The organism is Hyphomonas polymorpha PS728, assembly GCF_000685315.1.
Classification (GTDB): domain Bacteria; phylum Pseudomonadota; class Alphaproteobacteria; order Caulobacterales; family Hyphomonadaceae; genus Hyphomonas; species Hyphomonas polymorpha.
This window is the reverse complement of the sequence record NZ_ARYM01000006.1, coordinates 34,088-48,007: the sequence shown is the minus strand read 5'-3', so window position 1 is coordinate 48,007 and position 13,920 is coordinate 34,088. Positions and strand designations below refer to the sequence as shown.

The window sequence follows — 13,920 nt, the reverse complement described above, 5'->3', positions numbered from 1 at the left end:
GGATAATTATCGAAAAACAACGATTGACATATCGTATTTCGATAATCCATATGGTCTTCAACACGCTTCTAGCCCCCAAAGGAGGCCCCTATGCTGAAAACCATGACTGCGACGGCAATGATTGCCCTGCTCGCTTCCCCCCTCGCCTTCGCCGACACCAAGACCGTCAATGTCGGCGCTTTCGACCAGATTGAAGCCAAAGGCGCCATGAACGTCATCTACACCGCCGGCCCCGGCATCTCCGTGGTGATCGAAACTGACGGGAACGACTTCTCCGACGCCCAAGTGTCCGTAGACGGAGATACCCTCGTCATCACGCGCGTCAGCATCGATAAAAAGGGCATCTTCGGCAGTGGCGGCAATGTCCGGGTATCCGACGGCGGAAAAACCGTGCGCGTGAACGGCAAGAAAGTTCCCTATTACACCGTTCGCGTCACCAGCCCGAACCTGGAAGGCATCAAGGTTGCCCAATCTTCGACCGCCAACGCCAGCGGCATTGATGCGGCCTCATTCGAGGCCCGCACGTCTTCTTCCGGCAACCTCACCCTGTCCGGCCGCGCGGCCAACGCCAAGATCGACGTCTCCTCTTCGGGCGACATTGAAGCGGGCGCATTTGAAGCCGGCACACTGGACCTCAGCGCCTCATCATCCGGCGAAGTGAACGCCCTTGTGACAGGCACGGGCCCGACGAAGGTGTCGGCGTCCTCCTCCGGTGAAATCACTCTCCGCTCGCTTCGGGCAGCACAGTTCGACATCAGCGCCTCCAGCGGCGCCGATGTGGAAGCGGCCGGCGCCTGCGCCAGCGTCAGCATCAAGGCCTCCTCCGGCGCGGATGTCGATGCGGCCAAGCTGACATGCGAAACGGCAACCGTCAGCGCGTCGAGCGGCGCGGATGTCGATGCTTTCGCCTCGGTCTCCGCCAGTGCAAGCGCCTCAAGCGGCGCAGACATCTCGTTCGAAGGCCGCCCCGCGCAGCAGGATGTGAACAAATCCAGCGGCGGCGACGTGACCTTCAGATAACGGTCACGCCCCACCAGGGCCCGTCAGATATCGTAGGACCCCGGATCATGTCCGGGGTCTTTCCATTTGAGGTCCATATCTTCCAGCGCCCCGCGCACCAGACGGGCGATCATGGCATTGCGGCGCGTACGGCTGTCTGCCGGAATAACATACCAGGGCGCATGCCGCGTTGAGCAGCGGCTGACAGCGGTTTCATAGGCGCCCATGAATTGCGGCCAGAGGGACCGGTCGTCCAGGTCACCGGGATTGAACTTCCACAGCTTGTGCGGCTCCATCAGCCGCTCCTTGAGGCGGATGCCCTGCTCCGCATAGCCGATGTTCAGCATGCATTTGACGATGGTATAGCCGTTCTCGGTCAGGTGCTTCTCGAAGGCGTTGATCTGGTCATAGCGCTGCTCGATGGCTTCCGGCGGCGCAAAGCCGCGCACCTTGGCCACCAGCACATCCTCATAGTGCGAGCGGTCAAAGATACCGACATGCCCCCGGCGCGGCACGGCATTATGGACGCGCCAGAGATAGTCGCGGGCCAGTTCCTCGCCGCTCGGCGCCTTGAAGGCCTTCACCTCCATGCCCAGCGGCGTGGTGTCGGCGAACACAGATTTGATGGTGCCGGACTTGCCCGCCGTATCCATGCCCTGCAGCACCACCAGCAAGGCGCGGCGGCCCTCGGCATAGAGCATGTCCTTCATCTCGTTGATGCAGGCGGCGTCCTTCTTCAGGCTGGTCTCTGCCTCCTCCTTGTTGGGAAACAGCTCCCTGTCAGCCGTTGGCCGCTCATTCAGCGCGAACGGCTTGCCCGGGCGCGCGATCAGGGACTTGCGGACGGCAGCAATCGAAGGAATGGCCAAGAGGATCTCCCGGAAAATGAAAAGGCCGCACCAGTCTGGCGCGGCCTTCCCGAAAGTTCAAGAAATACAGGTGTCTTACGACGAGTAGAACTCGACCACCTGGGCCGGTTCCATTTTCACCGGATACGGCACGTCGGCCAGAGCCGGAACGCGCTTGTAAGTGGCGGTCATCGCTTTGGGGTCGACTTCCACATACTCCGGAATGTCACGCTCGGGGCTGCCGAGGGCTTCGAGCACCAGAGCCAGGTTACGCGACTTCTCGCGGACCTGAACCACATCGCCCGGCTTCAGGCGGGCAGAGCCGATATTGCAGCGGCGGCCGTTCACCATCACGTGACCGTGGTTGATGAACTGACGTGCTGCGAACACCGTCGGAACGAACTTGGCGCGGTAGACAACCGCGTCGAGACGCGATTCCAGCAGGCCAATCAGATTCTCAGCCGAGTTGCCCTTCATACGGGCAGCTTCGACGTAGGTTTTCGCAAACTGCTTCTCGGTGATGTCGCCGTAGTAAGCCTTCAGCTTCTGCTTCGCCATGAGCTGCATACCAAAGTCGGAGACCTTGTTACGGCGGTTCTGGCCGTGTTGGCCCGGCTTGTAGTTGCGCTTGTTGAAGGGAGACTTGGGGCGGCCCCAGATGTTTTCACCGACCCGGCGGTCGATCTTGTATTTCGCACTATGGCGACGAGACATATCAATGTCCTCTCACTCGACGCGGGCCGGTGGGCTAATGCTCAAGTATAAAGAGCCCACGATTACAACGGCGGCACCGCATCACCCCGTCATGAAGCGGCGGGTAAAACACCAATAATCCTCTCGCGTCAAGCGCAGCGGCTGCTAGTGTCCGCCGCAAAACAGGGAGGAATCAATGGCATCAGTTAAAGGTAAGGTGGCCATCGTCACAGGCGCAGCCAGCGGCATTGGCCGTTCCGCAGCGTTAATTCTGGCGCGTGAAGGCGCCGCAGTGATGGCAACTGACCTGGATGGCGCAGGCGCCAAGGCAGTGGCAAACGAGATCAACAAAGCTGGCGGCAAGGCCGCCTCCTGCCAGCAGGATGTGGTGGACGAAGCGGTCTGGGACAGCGTGTTTGCTGACACCAGGAACCTGCTCGGCACGCCATCCATCCTCGTCAACAACGCCGGGATCGCGATTGGCGGGGCCATCATGACCTATACCCTGGCCGATTGGCGCAAACAGATGGAGGTCAACACCGACAGCGTGTTCCTGGGCACCCGCGCTGCCATGCGCACGATGAAGGATACCGGCGGCTCGATCATCAACATCTCTTCCGTGGCTGGCCTGCGCGGAGCCTCAGGCGCCAGCGCCTATTGCGCCTCCAAGGGCGCTGTGCGGCTTTTCACCAAGGCAGCGGCCATGGAATGCGCCCAGCTTGGCCTCAAGATCCGGGTGAACTCGGTTCATCCCGGCATCATCGACACGCCGATCTGGCAGAAATCCCTGACCCGCATGACCGAGACGATGCAGAAGGAACAATCCGCGGCCATCACCGCCGCCTTTGGAGGCAATGGGCTGGACCCGGCCATTATTGCCGCCGGCAGCGCGCCGATGGGGCGCCCCGGCACGCCGGACGAAGTGGCTGAACTGATCCTGTTCCTGGCGTCGGATGCGTCCAGCTACATCACCGGCCAGGAGCATGTCGTCGATGGGGGCCTGACCGCGCGCTAGTAAGGCGTGCCATCCTTGCGGGTGTAGCGCGGTGGGGCATCTTCATACCGGCCGGTGTGCAAGTGCATGTCGATGTCGGGATAGTTGCACTCGTCGCGGTTGTCGCGGGAGCCGGCGATGAGCAGCTTCGCCGGCTGATCGCTTTCGTTGATGAAATGGTGCCCGTCACCAGACCCAGCCGCAAACCCGGCACAGTCACCGGCGCGCATCACTTCCCGTCCGGCATCGGTAATCATCACGACCTCTCCCTCCAGCACCCAGACGAACTCGTCTTCATGCGTGTGCCAGTGGCGCTGGGACGACCAGACACCGGGATCGAGCGTCAGCAGGTTCACACCGAACTGGGTGAGCCCGGCTGCATTGCCGAGCGCCCGCCAGCGGCGCTGCGCGCAGGGCACACCATGCGGAGAAGGATACCGCGTTCCTTGGCCTTCGGGAGCATTGGAGATGTCGATCTTCGGCATGACGGGCCCTCTTTTCTCAGACTATTCCGCTGGCGCGCAACTTGGCGACCTGTGCAGGCGAGAGATCCAGCAGCTCTGTCAGCACCTCTTCCGTATGCTGACCGATGGAGTCAGGCCCCGCCCAGCGGATTTGGCCCGGCGTGGCTGAAAGCTTCGGGAATACATTCTGCTGGCGCATGCCTGGCCAGCGCGGGCTGGGCACTTCGGTGAGGGACTGGCGCGCAGCATAGTGGGGATCAGACAGCATGTCCGCGGCGCGGTAAACCTTGCCGACGGGCACGCCATTCTCGATCATGATCTGCTCAATCTCATCAATAGGGCGCGTGGACGCCCAGGCCTGGATCAGATCATCCAGCTGCTGCTGATTGCGGCCGCGGGCGACATGCGTCTTGTAATCGGGATGGTCCTTCAGCTCCGGCCGGCCAATGGCAACGCAGAGGCGGGCGAACACCGTGTCCTGATTGGCAGCCACGATCACCATGCCGTCGCTGCCCTCATAGATGTTTGAGGGGGCAATGTTGGGCAGGATCGAGCCAGAGCGCTCGCGCGTGTATCCTTCGAACTGATATTCGGGAACGAGGGCCTCCATCACCGAGAGCACGGACTCGTAGATCGTCGCGTCGATCATCTGCCCTTCCCCCGTCTTCTCACGGTGATGCAGCGCGGCAAGAGCGCCAAGCGCTGCGTAGAGGCCCGCGAGGCTATCCCCCAGCGAGATGCCCGCGCGTGACGGGCGCCGGTCTGCCTCGCCCATCACATAGCGCAGCCCGCCCATCGCCTCGCCCACTGAAGCATAGCCCGCCCGGGAGGCATAAGGACCGGTCTGCCCATAGCCCGATACCCGGATCATGATCAGGCGCGGATTGATCTTCCGAAGGTCTTCATACCCCAGCCCCCACTTCTCCAGTGTGCCGGGGCGGAAATTCTCCAGCAGAAAGTCCGCCTGCGCCACAAGCTGGCGGACAATGTCCTGGCCTTCCTTCTCGCGCAGGTTCGCCGTGATGCAGCGCTTTCCGCGCGCAACCACCGACCACCAGAGGGGAAAGCCTTCCCGGCCCCAGTCGCGCAGCGGGTCGCCCTGGCCAGGCGGCTCCACCTTGATCACATCGGCGCCCATATCGGCAAAAATCTGTCCGCAGAAGGGCCCGGCGATCAGCTGGCCAAGTTCGATGACCCGCAGGTCCGTGAGCGGACCCGTACGGGGCTGCGATGATACCATGACATGTCTCCCGGATGCGGCCTGTTTCCAATCAGGAAATCAGGCATGCGGCAAGCCAGGGACAGATTATCAAGTGCCAACTTGCCGGGTAGGTTCGCTCGCGCTGTCGTTGGCGTGTGGTATACTCAGGCCCTCGCGCTGCCCGCGAGAACCGAACCGGCGGCGTATCGGAAGCGTCGTCACGATCGGCGCAGCCTCGCCTTCCGGAACGTCGCGGCAGAGCACCTTGTTCCTGCCGAGGCGTTTGACCTCGTAGAGGGCCCCATCCGCGCACTCGATGGCGGCATTCAACGGCGTTTCCGGCGCCATCATGCAAAGCCCGAAGCTGGCAGTAACCGACACTTCCTTGCCGGAAATCTCGATCACCGTCTCTTCGATGCGGCGGCGCAGACGTTCGCACACCAGCATCGCCTGCTCCCGGCTGACACTGCTGAGCAGAACAACGAACTCTTCCCCGCCCCAGCGGCCAAGGCGATCAAAAGGCCCGCGCAACTCGGAATGGGCAATGGCCGCAATTTCCTTCAATACCAGGTCACCCCCGGTATGGCCGTGGAGATCGTTCACCTCCTTGAAATGGTCGAGGTCGATCAGAACAATCGCAGCATTTTCCTTGGTGCGCCGCATCCGTGAGCGCTCTTCCTCGGCCGAATGCACGAAGAAACGTCGGTTCAGAAGGCCGGTCAGCGCATCGGTCCACGCCATTTCTTCAAGCCGGCGCTGATAGGCGCGCATATGGAAATCATGCAGCGAGGCGATGATCGCCGTCGGCAGCGCAACACAGCCGGAAACAAACAGGTTCAGACGAATATAAGCCCCGATATCGGCGGGCAGGCCCATCTTGTAAAAGAGCAGAGACACGCTGAACGACAGAGACAGGGCCGTTGCCGCCACAAGCACAAAGAAATTCACGGCGCTCCAGACGTCACGGCGGGAAAATGTCATGGATACCGGCTCCTGCGGACTTACCAATGCAAATCTATCGCAGGAGTTTTGAATTCGCGCTTTCACCGGACCATCAGTTGAGCAAAGCCGCGAAATCCAAAATTTACCAATGACATAGCGAAAACGCCCTGCGGCGGAGGCTGCAGAGCGATCAAAAGAGGCTGCCGGAGGCGATGGCGCCCATCCCCAGTACGCGCGTGGTCAGAAAAGGTTCATTTCGTCCCTGTTGACGACGGCAACGGGATTCCCTATCTCCGCCGCATCGTTAGCAGTCGGCTCGGGCGAGTGCTAACGATGCGCGCTTAACGCTGCGCTGGCGGAGGCCCCGTCACCTTATTCACCCGAGGAAGCTTTGATCGAAGAGGCACTGCAATGAAACTTCGTCCCCTCCACGACCGCGTTGTCGTGCGCCGCGTGAAAGAAGAAGAAAAAACCAAAGGCGGGATCATCATCCCTGATAACGCCAAGGAAAAGCCGCAGGAAGGCATCGTGGTTGCTGTCGGCAACGGCGCCATCGGCGACGACAATGAGCGCGTTCCGCTCGACGTCAAGAAAGGCGACCGCGTCCTGTTCGGCAAATGGTCCGGCACCGAAGTGAAGATCGACGGTGAAGACCTGCTGATCATGAAGGAAAGCGACATCATGGGCGTTCTGGACAAGTAAGTCCGCCCCAACCTGTCCTTCTGAACCCCAGACATAACACAAGAGGTAACTCACATGGCTGCAAAACACGTTGTTTTCGGCGCCGATGCCCGCGAGAAAATGCTCCGCGGCGTCGACATCCTCGCCAACGCAGTGAAAGTCACGCTCGGCCCGAAAGGCCGTAACGTGGTCATCGAAAAGTCTTTCGGCGCTCCGCGCACCACGAAAGACGGCGTCACCGTGGCGAAAGAGATCGAGCTGGAAGACAAGCTCGAGAATATGGGCGCCCAGATGCTGCGCGAAGTGGCATCGAAAGCCAACGACACCGCAGGTGACGGCACCACGACCGCAACGGTTCTGGCCCAGGCCATCGTCCGCGAAGGCATGAAGCGCGTTGCTGCCGGCATGAACCCGATGGACCTGAAGCGCGGCATCGACAAAGCCGTCGCTGAAGTCATCTCCGACCTCGCTCACCACTCCAAGAAGGTGAAGACGAACGAAGAGATCTCCCAGGTCGGCACCATCTCCGCCAACGGCGAGACCGAAATCGGCCAGATGATCGCTGAAGCCATGGCGAAAGTCGGCAATGAAGGCGTCATCACGGTTGAAGAAGCCAAAGCGCTCGAAACCGAACTCGACGTTGTCGAGGGCATGCAGTTCGACCGCGGCTATATTAGCCCCTACTTCATCACCAACCCGGACAAGATGATCGTCGAACTCGACGACGTCCTGATCCTGCTTCACGAAGCCAAGCTGTCGAGCCTTCAGCCGCTGCTCCCGATCCTCGAATCGGTTGTCCAGTCGCAGAAGCCGCTCCTCATCATCGCTGAAGACGTTGATGGCGAAGCGCTCGCCACCCTCGTCGTCAACAAGCTGCGCGGCGGCCTGAAAATCGCTGCCGTCAAAGCCCCTGGCTTCGGCGACCGCCGCAAGGCCATGCTGCAGGACATCGCTGTCCTCACCGGCGGCCAGGTCATCTCCGAAGACCTTGGCATCAAGCTTGAGAACGTCGGCATGGAAATGCTCGGCAAAGCCAAGCGCGTGTCGATCGACAAGGACAACACGACCATCGTCGACGGCGCCGGCAAGAAGAAAGAAATCGAAGCTCGCGTTTCGCAGATCCGCAAGCAGATCGAAGACACTTCTTCCGACTATGACCGTGAGAAACTGCAAGAGCGTCTGGCTAAACTCGCTGGCGGTGTTGCCGTGATCAAGGTTGGCGGCGCAACCGAAGTGGAAGTGAAAGAGCGTAAGGACCGCGTCGACGACGCCCTGAACGCAACCCGCGCCGCTGTTGAAGAAGGCATCGTTCCTGGCGGCGGCACCGCGCTCCTGCGTGCTTCGCGTCACATCGATGTTGTCGGCGCCAACGAAGACGAAAAAGCCGGCATCGACATCGTCCGCAAGGCCCTGGAAGCTCCGGCTCGCCAGATCGCCGAGAACGCAGGCGTTGAAGGTTCGGTGGTCGTCAACACGATCGTCAACAACAAGTCGCGCTCCTACGGCTTCAACGCCCAGACCGAAGAGTATGGTGACCTCGTCCAGATGGGCGTCATCGACCCGGTGAAGGTTGTCCGCTCGGCTCTGCAGAACGCTGCCTCGGTGGCTGGCCTGCTGATCACGACGGAAGCCGGTATCACCGAAGCTCCGAAGAAAGAGTCTGCTGGCGGCGGCATGCCGGGCGGCATGGGTGGCATGGGCGGTATGGACTTCTAAGTCCTTCCCCTTCGCATCCCAGCGAAGACATCAGACAGCCCTCCGGAGCGATCCGGGGGGCTGTTTACTTTGGGTCATGATTGCAGGCGCGCCGCCGCCTCCTTAGCATCACCAAAAAACAATGCTGCGGAGGAAACGGATGGACTGGAATTTCGGTGACATGCTCGATGCCGTGGGTGCGGCGCTCGGGCCAGATGACCTTGCCCTCGCCCATGGCGACCGCCGCATCTACTGGCCGGACTTTACCGCCCGGACCAACCGCCTGGCGCGCGCTCTGCTCAGCCTCGGCGCCGCACGCGGCGACAAGGCCGGCTTCTACATGCGCAACCAGCCCGAATACATGGAGGCGATGGCCGCCTGCTTCAAAGCCAGCCTCTCCCCGGTCAACGTCAACTACCGTTATCTGGACGATGAACTCGTCTACATCATCGACAATTCGGACTCGACAGTGGTGTTCTTCGACGCCGAGTTTCTGGCCGAAGTGGAGCGCGTGCGCGCCCGTCTGCCCCGCGTCACTGCCTGGGTGCAGATCGGTGGCGAGACAGTCGCTCCGTTCGCTCACGGATATGAGGCAATGGCCACTGAGGGCGACCCCTCCCCGCTGAAGGGCGAACGCTCAGGCGACGAGATTTTCCTGCTCTATACAGGTGGCACAACCGGTCTGCCAAAGGGCGTGATGTGGACGCATAACATCTGGCGCGAGGCCAGCATGGAAGGCGTCCGCAAGCTCGGCGGCCCGGTGCCCGAAACCATGGAAGAGCATGTCCAGAACGCGCTCACCGTGGGCCGTTTCTCCAGGCAGGTGCCCGCCTGCCCGCTGATGCACGGCACCGGCTGGTTCACGGCCATGGGCGCCATGCTGAATGGCGGCGCCGTTGTGACGCTGTCGGAGAAAACCAAATTCAGCCCGGAAAACCTCTGGGATACGGTTCACGCCAATGGCGTCACCTCCATGGCCATTGTGGGCGACGCTTTTGCAAAGCCGATGCTGCAGACGCTGGAAGAAAATCCCGGGCGCTGGAACCTTTCCAGCGTGCTGGCCATCATTTCTTCCGGCGTGATGTGGAGCGCGGAGGTGAAGCATGGCCTGCTCAAACACATGCCGCAGGCGGCGCTGAACGACAGCTTCGGCGCCTCTGAAGCTGTCGGCTTCGGCAGCTCCGTCACCACCGCCGATGGCGGCACACAGACTTCCAAATTCGAAATCGGCCCAAGCTGCAAGGTCTTCACGGAGGACGACCGCGAAGTGCAACCCGGCAGCGGCGAGCCCGGCTTCATCGCGCGCGGCGGCGCCGTGCCGCTGGGATACTACAAGGATCCAGAGAAAACGGCACGCACCTACAAGACCATCAACGGCATGCGCTACGCCATCCCTGGCGACTGGTGCACCGTCGAGAAGGACGGCACCATCACCCTGCTCGGCCGCGGCTCCAACTGCATCAATACGGCTGGCGAAAAAGTCTACCCCGAAGAGGTGGAGGAAGCGCTGAAATCCCACGCGGCCGTTACCGACGCGCTGGTCGTTGGCGTCCCGGATGACAAATGGGGACAAGCCGTGACCGCCGTGGTCTCGCTGAAAGGCAGCGCCACCGAAGACGAACTGCGCGCTTTCGTGCAGTCGAGGATCGCCCGCTACAAGGCGCCCAAACGTATTCTGTTCAAGGACAATCTGGGCCGCGCGCCCAATGGCAAGGCAGACTACAAATCCATCAAGGCATTCGCGCTGCAGGAACTGGGCCTTCCGGGCTGAAGCAGCCTGGCCGGAGCTTATTCGGCCTTGCGGCGCACCGTGCGGAACACTGCGCTGGCGCGTGCGGCAAGGCCCCCATCTTCCTTCACGATGTTCGCGCTGACATGAATGAAATCCCCGTCCACGGAGGAAACCTCCGGATGGGCTTCGATCCACTCGCCCTCGCGGGCTATCTCCATGAATTCCAGCGTCAGCCGGATCGTGACGGACATCTTGCCGGTCGCGCTCCACACAGCCCAGGCCAGCGCGCTGTCCGCAAAGGCTGACATCATCCCGCCATGCAGGAAGCCCATGCCGTTGCAGTGCCGGTCCAGCACCCAGAGACCAGTACGCATGTCGCCCGGCGCGGTCGCCCGATAGCTCGGCCCGTTATGGATCGTGAACTTCCCGCGCGAAGGCGTCAGCGCAAAGCCGTCACGCGGCAGCGGCTCTGCCGTTTGGCTATCAGCCACCGGTATTGCCGAAGAGCGGGTGAACAATCGTATCGCCCGGCTCGATACCAAGCTCCTTGGCGCGCCCGCCGGGGATCTCGAGCACAGCGCGCACCGGCACGCCGGGACCAATCGAGCGCAGAGAACCGGGCTGCGCATTGCGGGCAATCGCAATCACGCGGCCATCTTCCAGAATGAACAGCATATCCAGCGGGATGAGCGTATTCTTCATCCACATGCTGGCCTGACGGGTCATGCCGAAGTCAAACAGCATGCCGGCATCGGGGGCGAGTTCCTGGCGGAACATAAGGCCCTGCTGGATCTCTTCCGGCGTGACCGCCATCTCTACCGTAAAGGCGTGCGTTTCATCGCCCGACTTGATGCCGAGAGGTGAGGTTTCCAGCTGGGCGAAAGCGGCCTGAACGAACATGGCCGCAGCGAATACGAGGGTGAGGATGAAGCGCATCATGGCGCTGGTTTACCGGGGCCTTCTGCAGGCGGCAAGCGCCTAGCGCGGTTCTACCGGCGCTGTTTCACGAAGGAGACATGCTCGCCCTTAGCGCCAGCCTCGATCACCACCTCAATGCGCGTGCCCGGCTCGATCTCTTCATAGCCGGCCTTCCGGAGCGCCACGGCATGAACGAACACATCTGTATCGTCACCATCCCGCAGCACGAAGCCATACCCGCGCGCGCGGTTGAACCATTTCAGGGTTACCGTTTCGAAGTCCGGCCGCAGGCCATTCTCCTGAGCCAGCACGGCGCGGGGGCGTTCCATCTCGATGATATGCACCGTCTGCCAGCCACGCTCTTTGCGGACCGCATCACACACAATCTTGGCGCCTTCATCGGCATAGTTTTCGCCATAGTCCCGCAGGCAGGAGATGTGCACCATCACATCGCCCGTCATATCGGGATCAGAGCTGGATTCAGCCACGATGAAGCCATAGCCCTTCGCGCTGTCGAACCATTTGATATGGCCGATCACGCGGGCGGCAGGCTCGCTGGCAGTTGCCTCTGATTCGGTCTTGGCTGCAGTCTTAGTCATCAACCCAAATTCCCCAGCAGGGAAACCTAAAGCGAGAGGGCGCGCTTGTCACGCGATCTTAACCCGTAATGCGGGTTGGAAGTCACATGACCGTCCAGAAAGCGAGCAGTAAGGAGAAAGTCTGGTGGCAGTCCCTAGGGGAATCGAACCCCTCTTTTCAGGTTGAAAACCTGACGTCCTAACCGATAGACGAAGGGACCGCACCGGCTTGAGAACCGGGCATATAGCGGGTGATTTCTTACCCTGCAACCCGTTTCAAACGAAGTTCTGCAGAAGATTCACAGCATTGATGCATCAAGAATTTCGAGCTGCACGCGGCGGCGGCCATTCCACTGGTCAGATTTGAGGCGGCCAGCGAGGCCAAGACGCTGCCCAGTGCGTAGCAGGTCCCCTATAGGCTCGTCCGCAACACGCCAGGCAATGCATTCGATCCGGCCGGTATTGTTCTCCGCCGTAAAGCGCAGATGGTTGGCGCCGATCCGGCGCACCCCCGTTGGCATCACATCTGTCATGGCAAAAACGGGCTCCGGCGCGCCGGTGCCAAAGGGCCCGAGCGCTGCAACCTGATCATAAAGCGCGGTCGTTGCGCTGCCGGGCGAAAGAACGGCGTCAATGTGCAGGTCCAGCGCGGCGTCCCGCTCAGCCTTGAACTCCGCCATATGGGCGACCATCCAGTCGTCGAAGGCGGGGATCTGGTGCGGCTCCAGGCTGAGGCCGCCGGCCATCGCGTGGCCGCCGCCGGACAGGATCACACCTTCCCGTGCCGCCGCTGAAATCGCGTCGCCCAGGTTCACGCCGGTAACCGACCGGCCAGACCCTTTCGCCACCGGTCCGAGTCCCTCGCCCCAGCCGATAATGATGGTGGGCAGGTGGAACCTGTCCTTCAGGCGGCCCGCCACGATGCCGATGACGCCGGGGTGCCAGCCTTCGCCCGCGGCAATGATGATGCCGCGATCCGGATTGGCCGCCAGCGCGCGTTCTGCCTGCGCCGTCGCCTCTTCCTGTATGGCCGCCTCCACAGCGCGCCGCTCATCGTTCAGCGCATGCAGCCGCTCGGCCAGCGCGATGGCCTCCGCGCGATCATCCGTGGCGAGTAGCTTGGCCGCCAGCCAGGGATCGCCCACACGCCCCCCCGCATTGAGGCGCGGCCCCAGCAGGAAGGTCGCGTGATAGACGCTCTCGATCTGGCCAATCCCGCTGACATCGGCGAGCGCCCGCAAGCCGATATTCTCGCCGCGCGCCATGATGCTGAGGCCCTGACGCACAAAGGCGCGGTTCACGCCGGTCAGCGGAGACATGTCGCAGAGCGTGCCCAGCGCGCAGAGGTCGAGATAATGCAGAATATCCGGCAGCCCGCCTTTCGGGGCGAGATTGCGCTGACGCGCCAGCCGGTTCATCGCCGCGGCAAAGACGAACACCACGCCTGCCGCCGCCAGATGCCCATTGCCTGAAGGGCAGTCAGGCCGGTTCGGGTTCACCAGGGCCGCCGCCTCCGGCACATGGCCCGACATCAGGTGATGGTCGATCACCACGACCGGAAGATCAATCGCGCGGGCCTCGTCCAACGCACGCACCGCCGCCGCGCCGCAATCGACCGTGATCACAAGATCGTAGCCCTGCGCCTTCAGGAAACGGAATGCTTCCGGCGATGGGCCATAGCCCTCTTCCAGGCGGTCGGGCACATAGAGGCCGAGTTCCCTGCCCCAGGCGCGGAAATATTTCGCCAGGATGGCCGAAGACGTGCCGCCATCCACATCATAGTCGGCAAAGACGCAGACACGCTTTCCTTCCAGGATGGCATCCAGAATGAGGCCTGCTGCCTTGTCCATATCAGCAAAGCTGCTGGGATCGGGGAACAGCTCCCGCAGGGTCGGCGCCAGATAGTTTGGCGCGCTTTCCGGCGTTACGCCGCGCCCGGCCAGCAGGCGCGCAACCAGATCAGAGCCCGCCGCCACCGGCATCAGCCGCCGCACCAGCGCTTCGTCCACCTCAGCCAGCCGCCAGCGGCGCCCGCCGGCGGAGCGTTCCACGCCCAGAAACGGCGATCCGTGGACTATGGCGGGTTGGGACATGGGGCAGCCTTCGGAAGAATCAGCGCTCAGAGTAAACCAAGCCGGCCCTGGGGTGAAATCCATCGCTGCACAGGGCTGGCGA

At 62.0% G+C, this 13,920-nt stretch carries 14 protein-coding genes and 1 tRNA gene; 5 read left to right on the top strand and 10 right to left on the bottom strand.

The window, feature by feature from the left end:
* The first annotated feature begins 90 nt into the window (after positions 1 to 90).
* Entirely contained in the window at positions 91 to 1,020 is a 930-nt protein-coding gene (locus HPO_RS19640; protein ID WP_051612373.1) for a GIN domain-containing protein, read from the top strand.
* Positions 1,021 to 1,043: 23 nt separating this feature from the next.
* Here the strand turns inward: HPO_RS19640 and HPO_RS06435 are convergent, their stop codons facing one another.
* Both HPO_RS06435 and rpsD read right to left on the bottom strand, forming a co-directional pair.
* On the bottom strand, positions 1,044 to 1,868 hold the full coding sequence (locus HPO_RS06435; RefSeq protein WP_035595961.1) for a polyphosphate kinase 2 family protein: 825 nt from the start codon (positions 1,866 to 1,868) through the stop codon (positions 1,044 to 1,046).
* A gap of 75 nt (positions 1,869 to 1,943) precedes the next feature.
* A complete protein-coding gene (gene rpsD / locus HPO_RS06430) occupies positions 1,944 to 2,561 on the bottom strand; it encodes a 30S ribosomal protein S4 (protein WP_035595958.1) in 618 nt (205 codons plus the stop codon).
* Positions 2,562 to 2,736: 175 nt separating this feature from the next.
* Between rpsD and HPO_RS06425 the strand changes: the two genes are divergently transcribed.
* Entirely contained in the window at positions 2,737 to 3,555 is an 819-nt protein-coding gene (locus HPO_RS06425; protein WP_035595956.1) for an SDR family NAD(P)-dependent oxidoreductase, read from the top strand.
* On the opposite strand, the gene HPO_RS06420 is transcribed toward HPO_RS06425, so the two are convergent.
* The 3 genes from HPO_RS06420 to HPO_RS19635 all read right to left on the bottom strand — a co-directional run bounded on the left by HPO_RS06420 (position 3,552) and on the right by HPO_RS19635 (position 6,180).
* Positions 3,552 to 4,019 carry a cupin domain-containing protein gene (locus HPO_RS06420; RefSeq protein WP_035595954.1) on the bottom strand — a complete coding sequence of 156 codons (468 nt, stop codon included), beginning with the start codon at positions 4,017 to 4,019 and terminating at the stop codon, positions 3,552 to 3,554. The two genes, HPO_RS06425 and HPO_RS06420, sit on opposite strands and share 4 nt — an antisense overlap.
* Before the next feature lie 16 nt (positions 4,020 to 4,035).
* Positions 4,036 to 5,238, bottom strand: a complete 1,203-nt coding sequence (locus HPO_RS06415; protein WP_035595952.1) for a CaiB/BaiF CoA transferase family protein — start codon at positions 5,236 to 5,238, stop codon at positions 4,036 to 4,038.
* 69 nt (positions 5,239 to 5,307) lie between these two features.
* Entirely contained in the window at positions 5,308 to 6,180 is an 873-nt protein-coding gene (locus tag HPO_RS19635; protein ID WP_051612372.1) for a GGDEF domain-containing protein, read from the bottom strand.
* Positions 6,181 to 6,552: 372 nt separating this feature from the next.
* Between HPO_RS19635 and groES the strand changes: the two genes are divergently transcribed.
* The 3 genes from groES (at position 6,553) to HPO_RS06395 (ending at position 10,288) form a co-directional block, all read left to right on the top strand.
* Complete coding sequence (gene groES, locus HPO_RS06405) at positions 6,553 to 6,843, top strand: co-chaperone GroES (protein ID WP_035595950.1); 291 nt, start codon at positions 6,553 to 6,555, stop codon at positions 6,841 to 6,843.
* Positions 6,844 to 6,897: 54 nt separating this feature from the next.
* A complete protein-coding gene (gene groL, locus HPO_RS06400; protein WP_035595948.1) occupies positions 6,898 to 8,538 on the top strand; it encodes a chaperonin GroEL in 1,641 nt (546 codons plus the stop codon).
* A 139-nt stretch (positions 8,539 to 8,677) separates the two neighbouring features.
* Positions 8,678 to 10,288 (top strand): acyl-CoA synthetase, encoded by a 1,611-nt coding sequence (locus HPO_RS06395; RefSeq protein WP_035595946.1) that lies wholly within the window; start codon positions 8,678 to 8,680, stop codon positions 10,286 to 10,288.
* A 17-nt stretch (positions 10,289 to 10,305) separates the two neighbouring features.
* On the opposite strand, the gene HPO_RS06390 is transcribed toward HPO_RS06395, so the two are convergent.
* The 5 genes from HPO_RS06390 to recJ form a co-directional block, all read right to left on the bottom strand.
* Complete coding sequence (locus tag HPO_RS06390; protein WP_035595944.1) at positions 10,306 to 10,740, bottom strand: PaaI family thioesterase; 435 nt, start codon at positions 10,738 to 10,740, stop codon at positions 10,306 to 10,308.
* Positions 10,733 to 11,188 (bottom strand): DUF192 domain-containing protein, encoded by a 456-nt coding sequence (locus tag HPO_RS06385; protein WP_241767874.1) that lies wholly within the window; start codon positions 11,186 to 11,188, stop codon positions 10,733 to 10,735. The genes HPO_RS06390 and HPO_RS06385 overlap by 8 nt, the downstream gene beginning before the upstream one ends.
* Positions 11,189 to 11,238: 50 nt before the next feature.
* The gene (locus HPO_RS06380; RefSeq protein WP_035595942.1) at positions 11,239 to 11,766 is read right to left on the bottom strand and encodes a cold-shock protein; all 528 of its coding nucleotides are present in this window, start codon (positions 11,764 to 11,766) and stop codon (positions 11,239 to 11,241) included.
* A 125-nt stretch (positions 11,767 to 11,891) separates the two neighbouring features.
* Positions 11,892 to 11,966, bottom strand: a tRNA-Glu gene (locus HPO_RS06375).
* A 78-nt stretch (positions 11,967 to 12,044) separates the two neighbouring features.
* Positions 12,045 to 13,838, bottom strand: coding sequence for a single-stranded-DNA-specific exonuclease RecJ (gene recJ, locus HPO_RS06370; RefSeq protein ID WP_035595940.1), 1,794 nt, complete (start codon positions 13,836 to 13,838; stop codon positions 12,045 to 12,047).
* Between the last annotated feature and the right edge of the window lie 82 nt (positions 13,839 to 13,920).

Excerpts from the sequence above, each read along its gene's own strand:
- HPO_RS19640 (WP_051612373.1), top strand. The coding sequence starts at position 91 with ATGCTGAAAACCATGACTGCGACGGCAATGATTGCCCTGCTCGCTTCC.
- rpsD (WP_035595958.1), bottom strand. The coding sequence starts at position 2,561 with ATGTCTCGTCGCCATAGTGCGAAATACAAGATCGACCGCCGGGTCGGT.
- HPO_RS06425 (WP_035595956.1), top strand. The coding sequence starts at position 2,737 with ATGGCATCAGTTAAAGGTAAGGTGGCCATCGTCACAGGCGCAGCCAGC.
- HPO_RS06420 (WP_035595954.1), bottom strand. The coding sequence starts at position 4,019 with ATGCCGAAGATCGACATCTCCAATGCTCCCGAAGGCCAAGGAACGCGG.
- HPO_RS06415 (WP_035595952.1), bottom strand. The coding sequence starts at position 5,238 with ATGGTATCATCGCAGCCCCGTACGGGTCCGCTCACGGACCTGCGGGTC.
- HPO_RS19635 (WP_051612372.1), bottom strand. The coding sequence starts at position 6,180 with ATGACATTTTCCCGCCGTGACGTCTGGAGCGCCGTGAATTTCTTTGTG.
- groES (WP_035595950.1), top strand. The coding sequence starts at position 6,553 with ATGAAACTTCGTCCCCTCCACGACCGCGTTGTCGTGCGCCGCGTGAAA.
- groL (WP_035595948.1), top strand. The coding sequence starts at position 6,898 with ATGGCTGCAAAACACGTTGTTTTCGGCGCCGATGCCCGCGAGAAAATG.
- HPO_RS06395 (WP_035595946.1), top strand. The coding sequence starts at position 8,678 with ATGGACTGGAATTTCGGTGACATGCTCGATGCCGTGGGTGCGGCGCTC.
- HPO_RS06385 (WP_241767874.1), bottom strand. The coding sequence starts at position 11,188 with ATGATGCGCTTCATCCTCACCCTCGTATTCGCTGCGGCCATGTTCGTT.
- HPO_RS06380 (WP_035595942.1), bottom strand. The coding sequence starts at position 11,766 with ATGACTAAGACTGCAGCCAAGACCGAATCAGAGGCAACTGCCAGCGAG.
- recJ (WP_035595940.1), bottom strand. The coding sequence starts at position 13,838 with ATGTCCCAACCCGCCATAGTCCACGGATCGCCGTTTCTGGGCGTGGAA.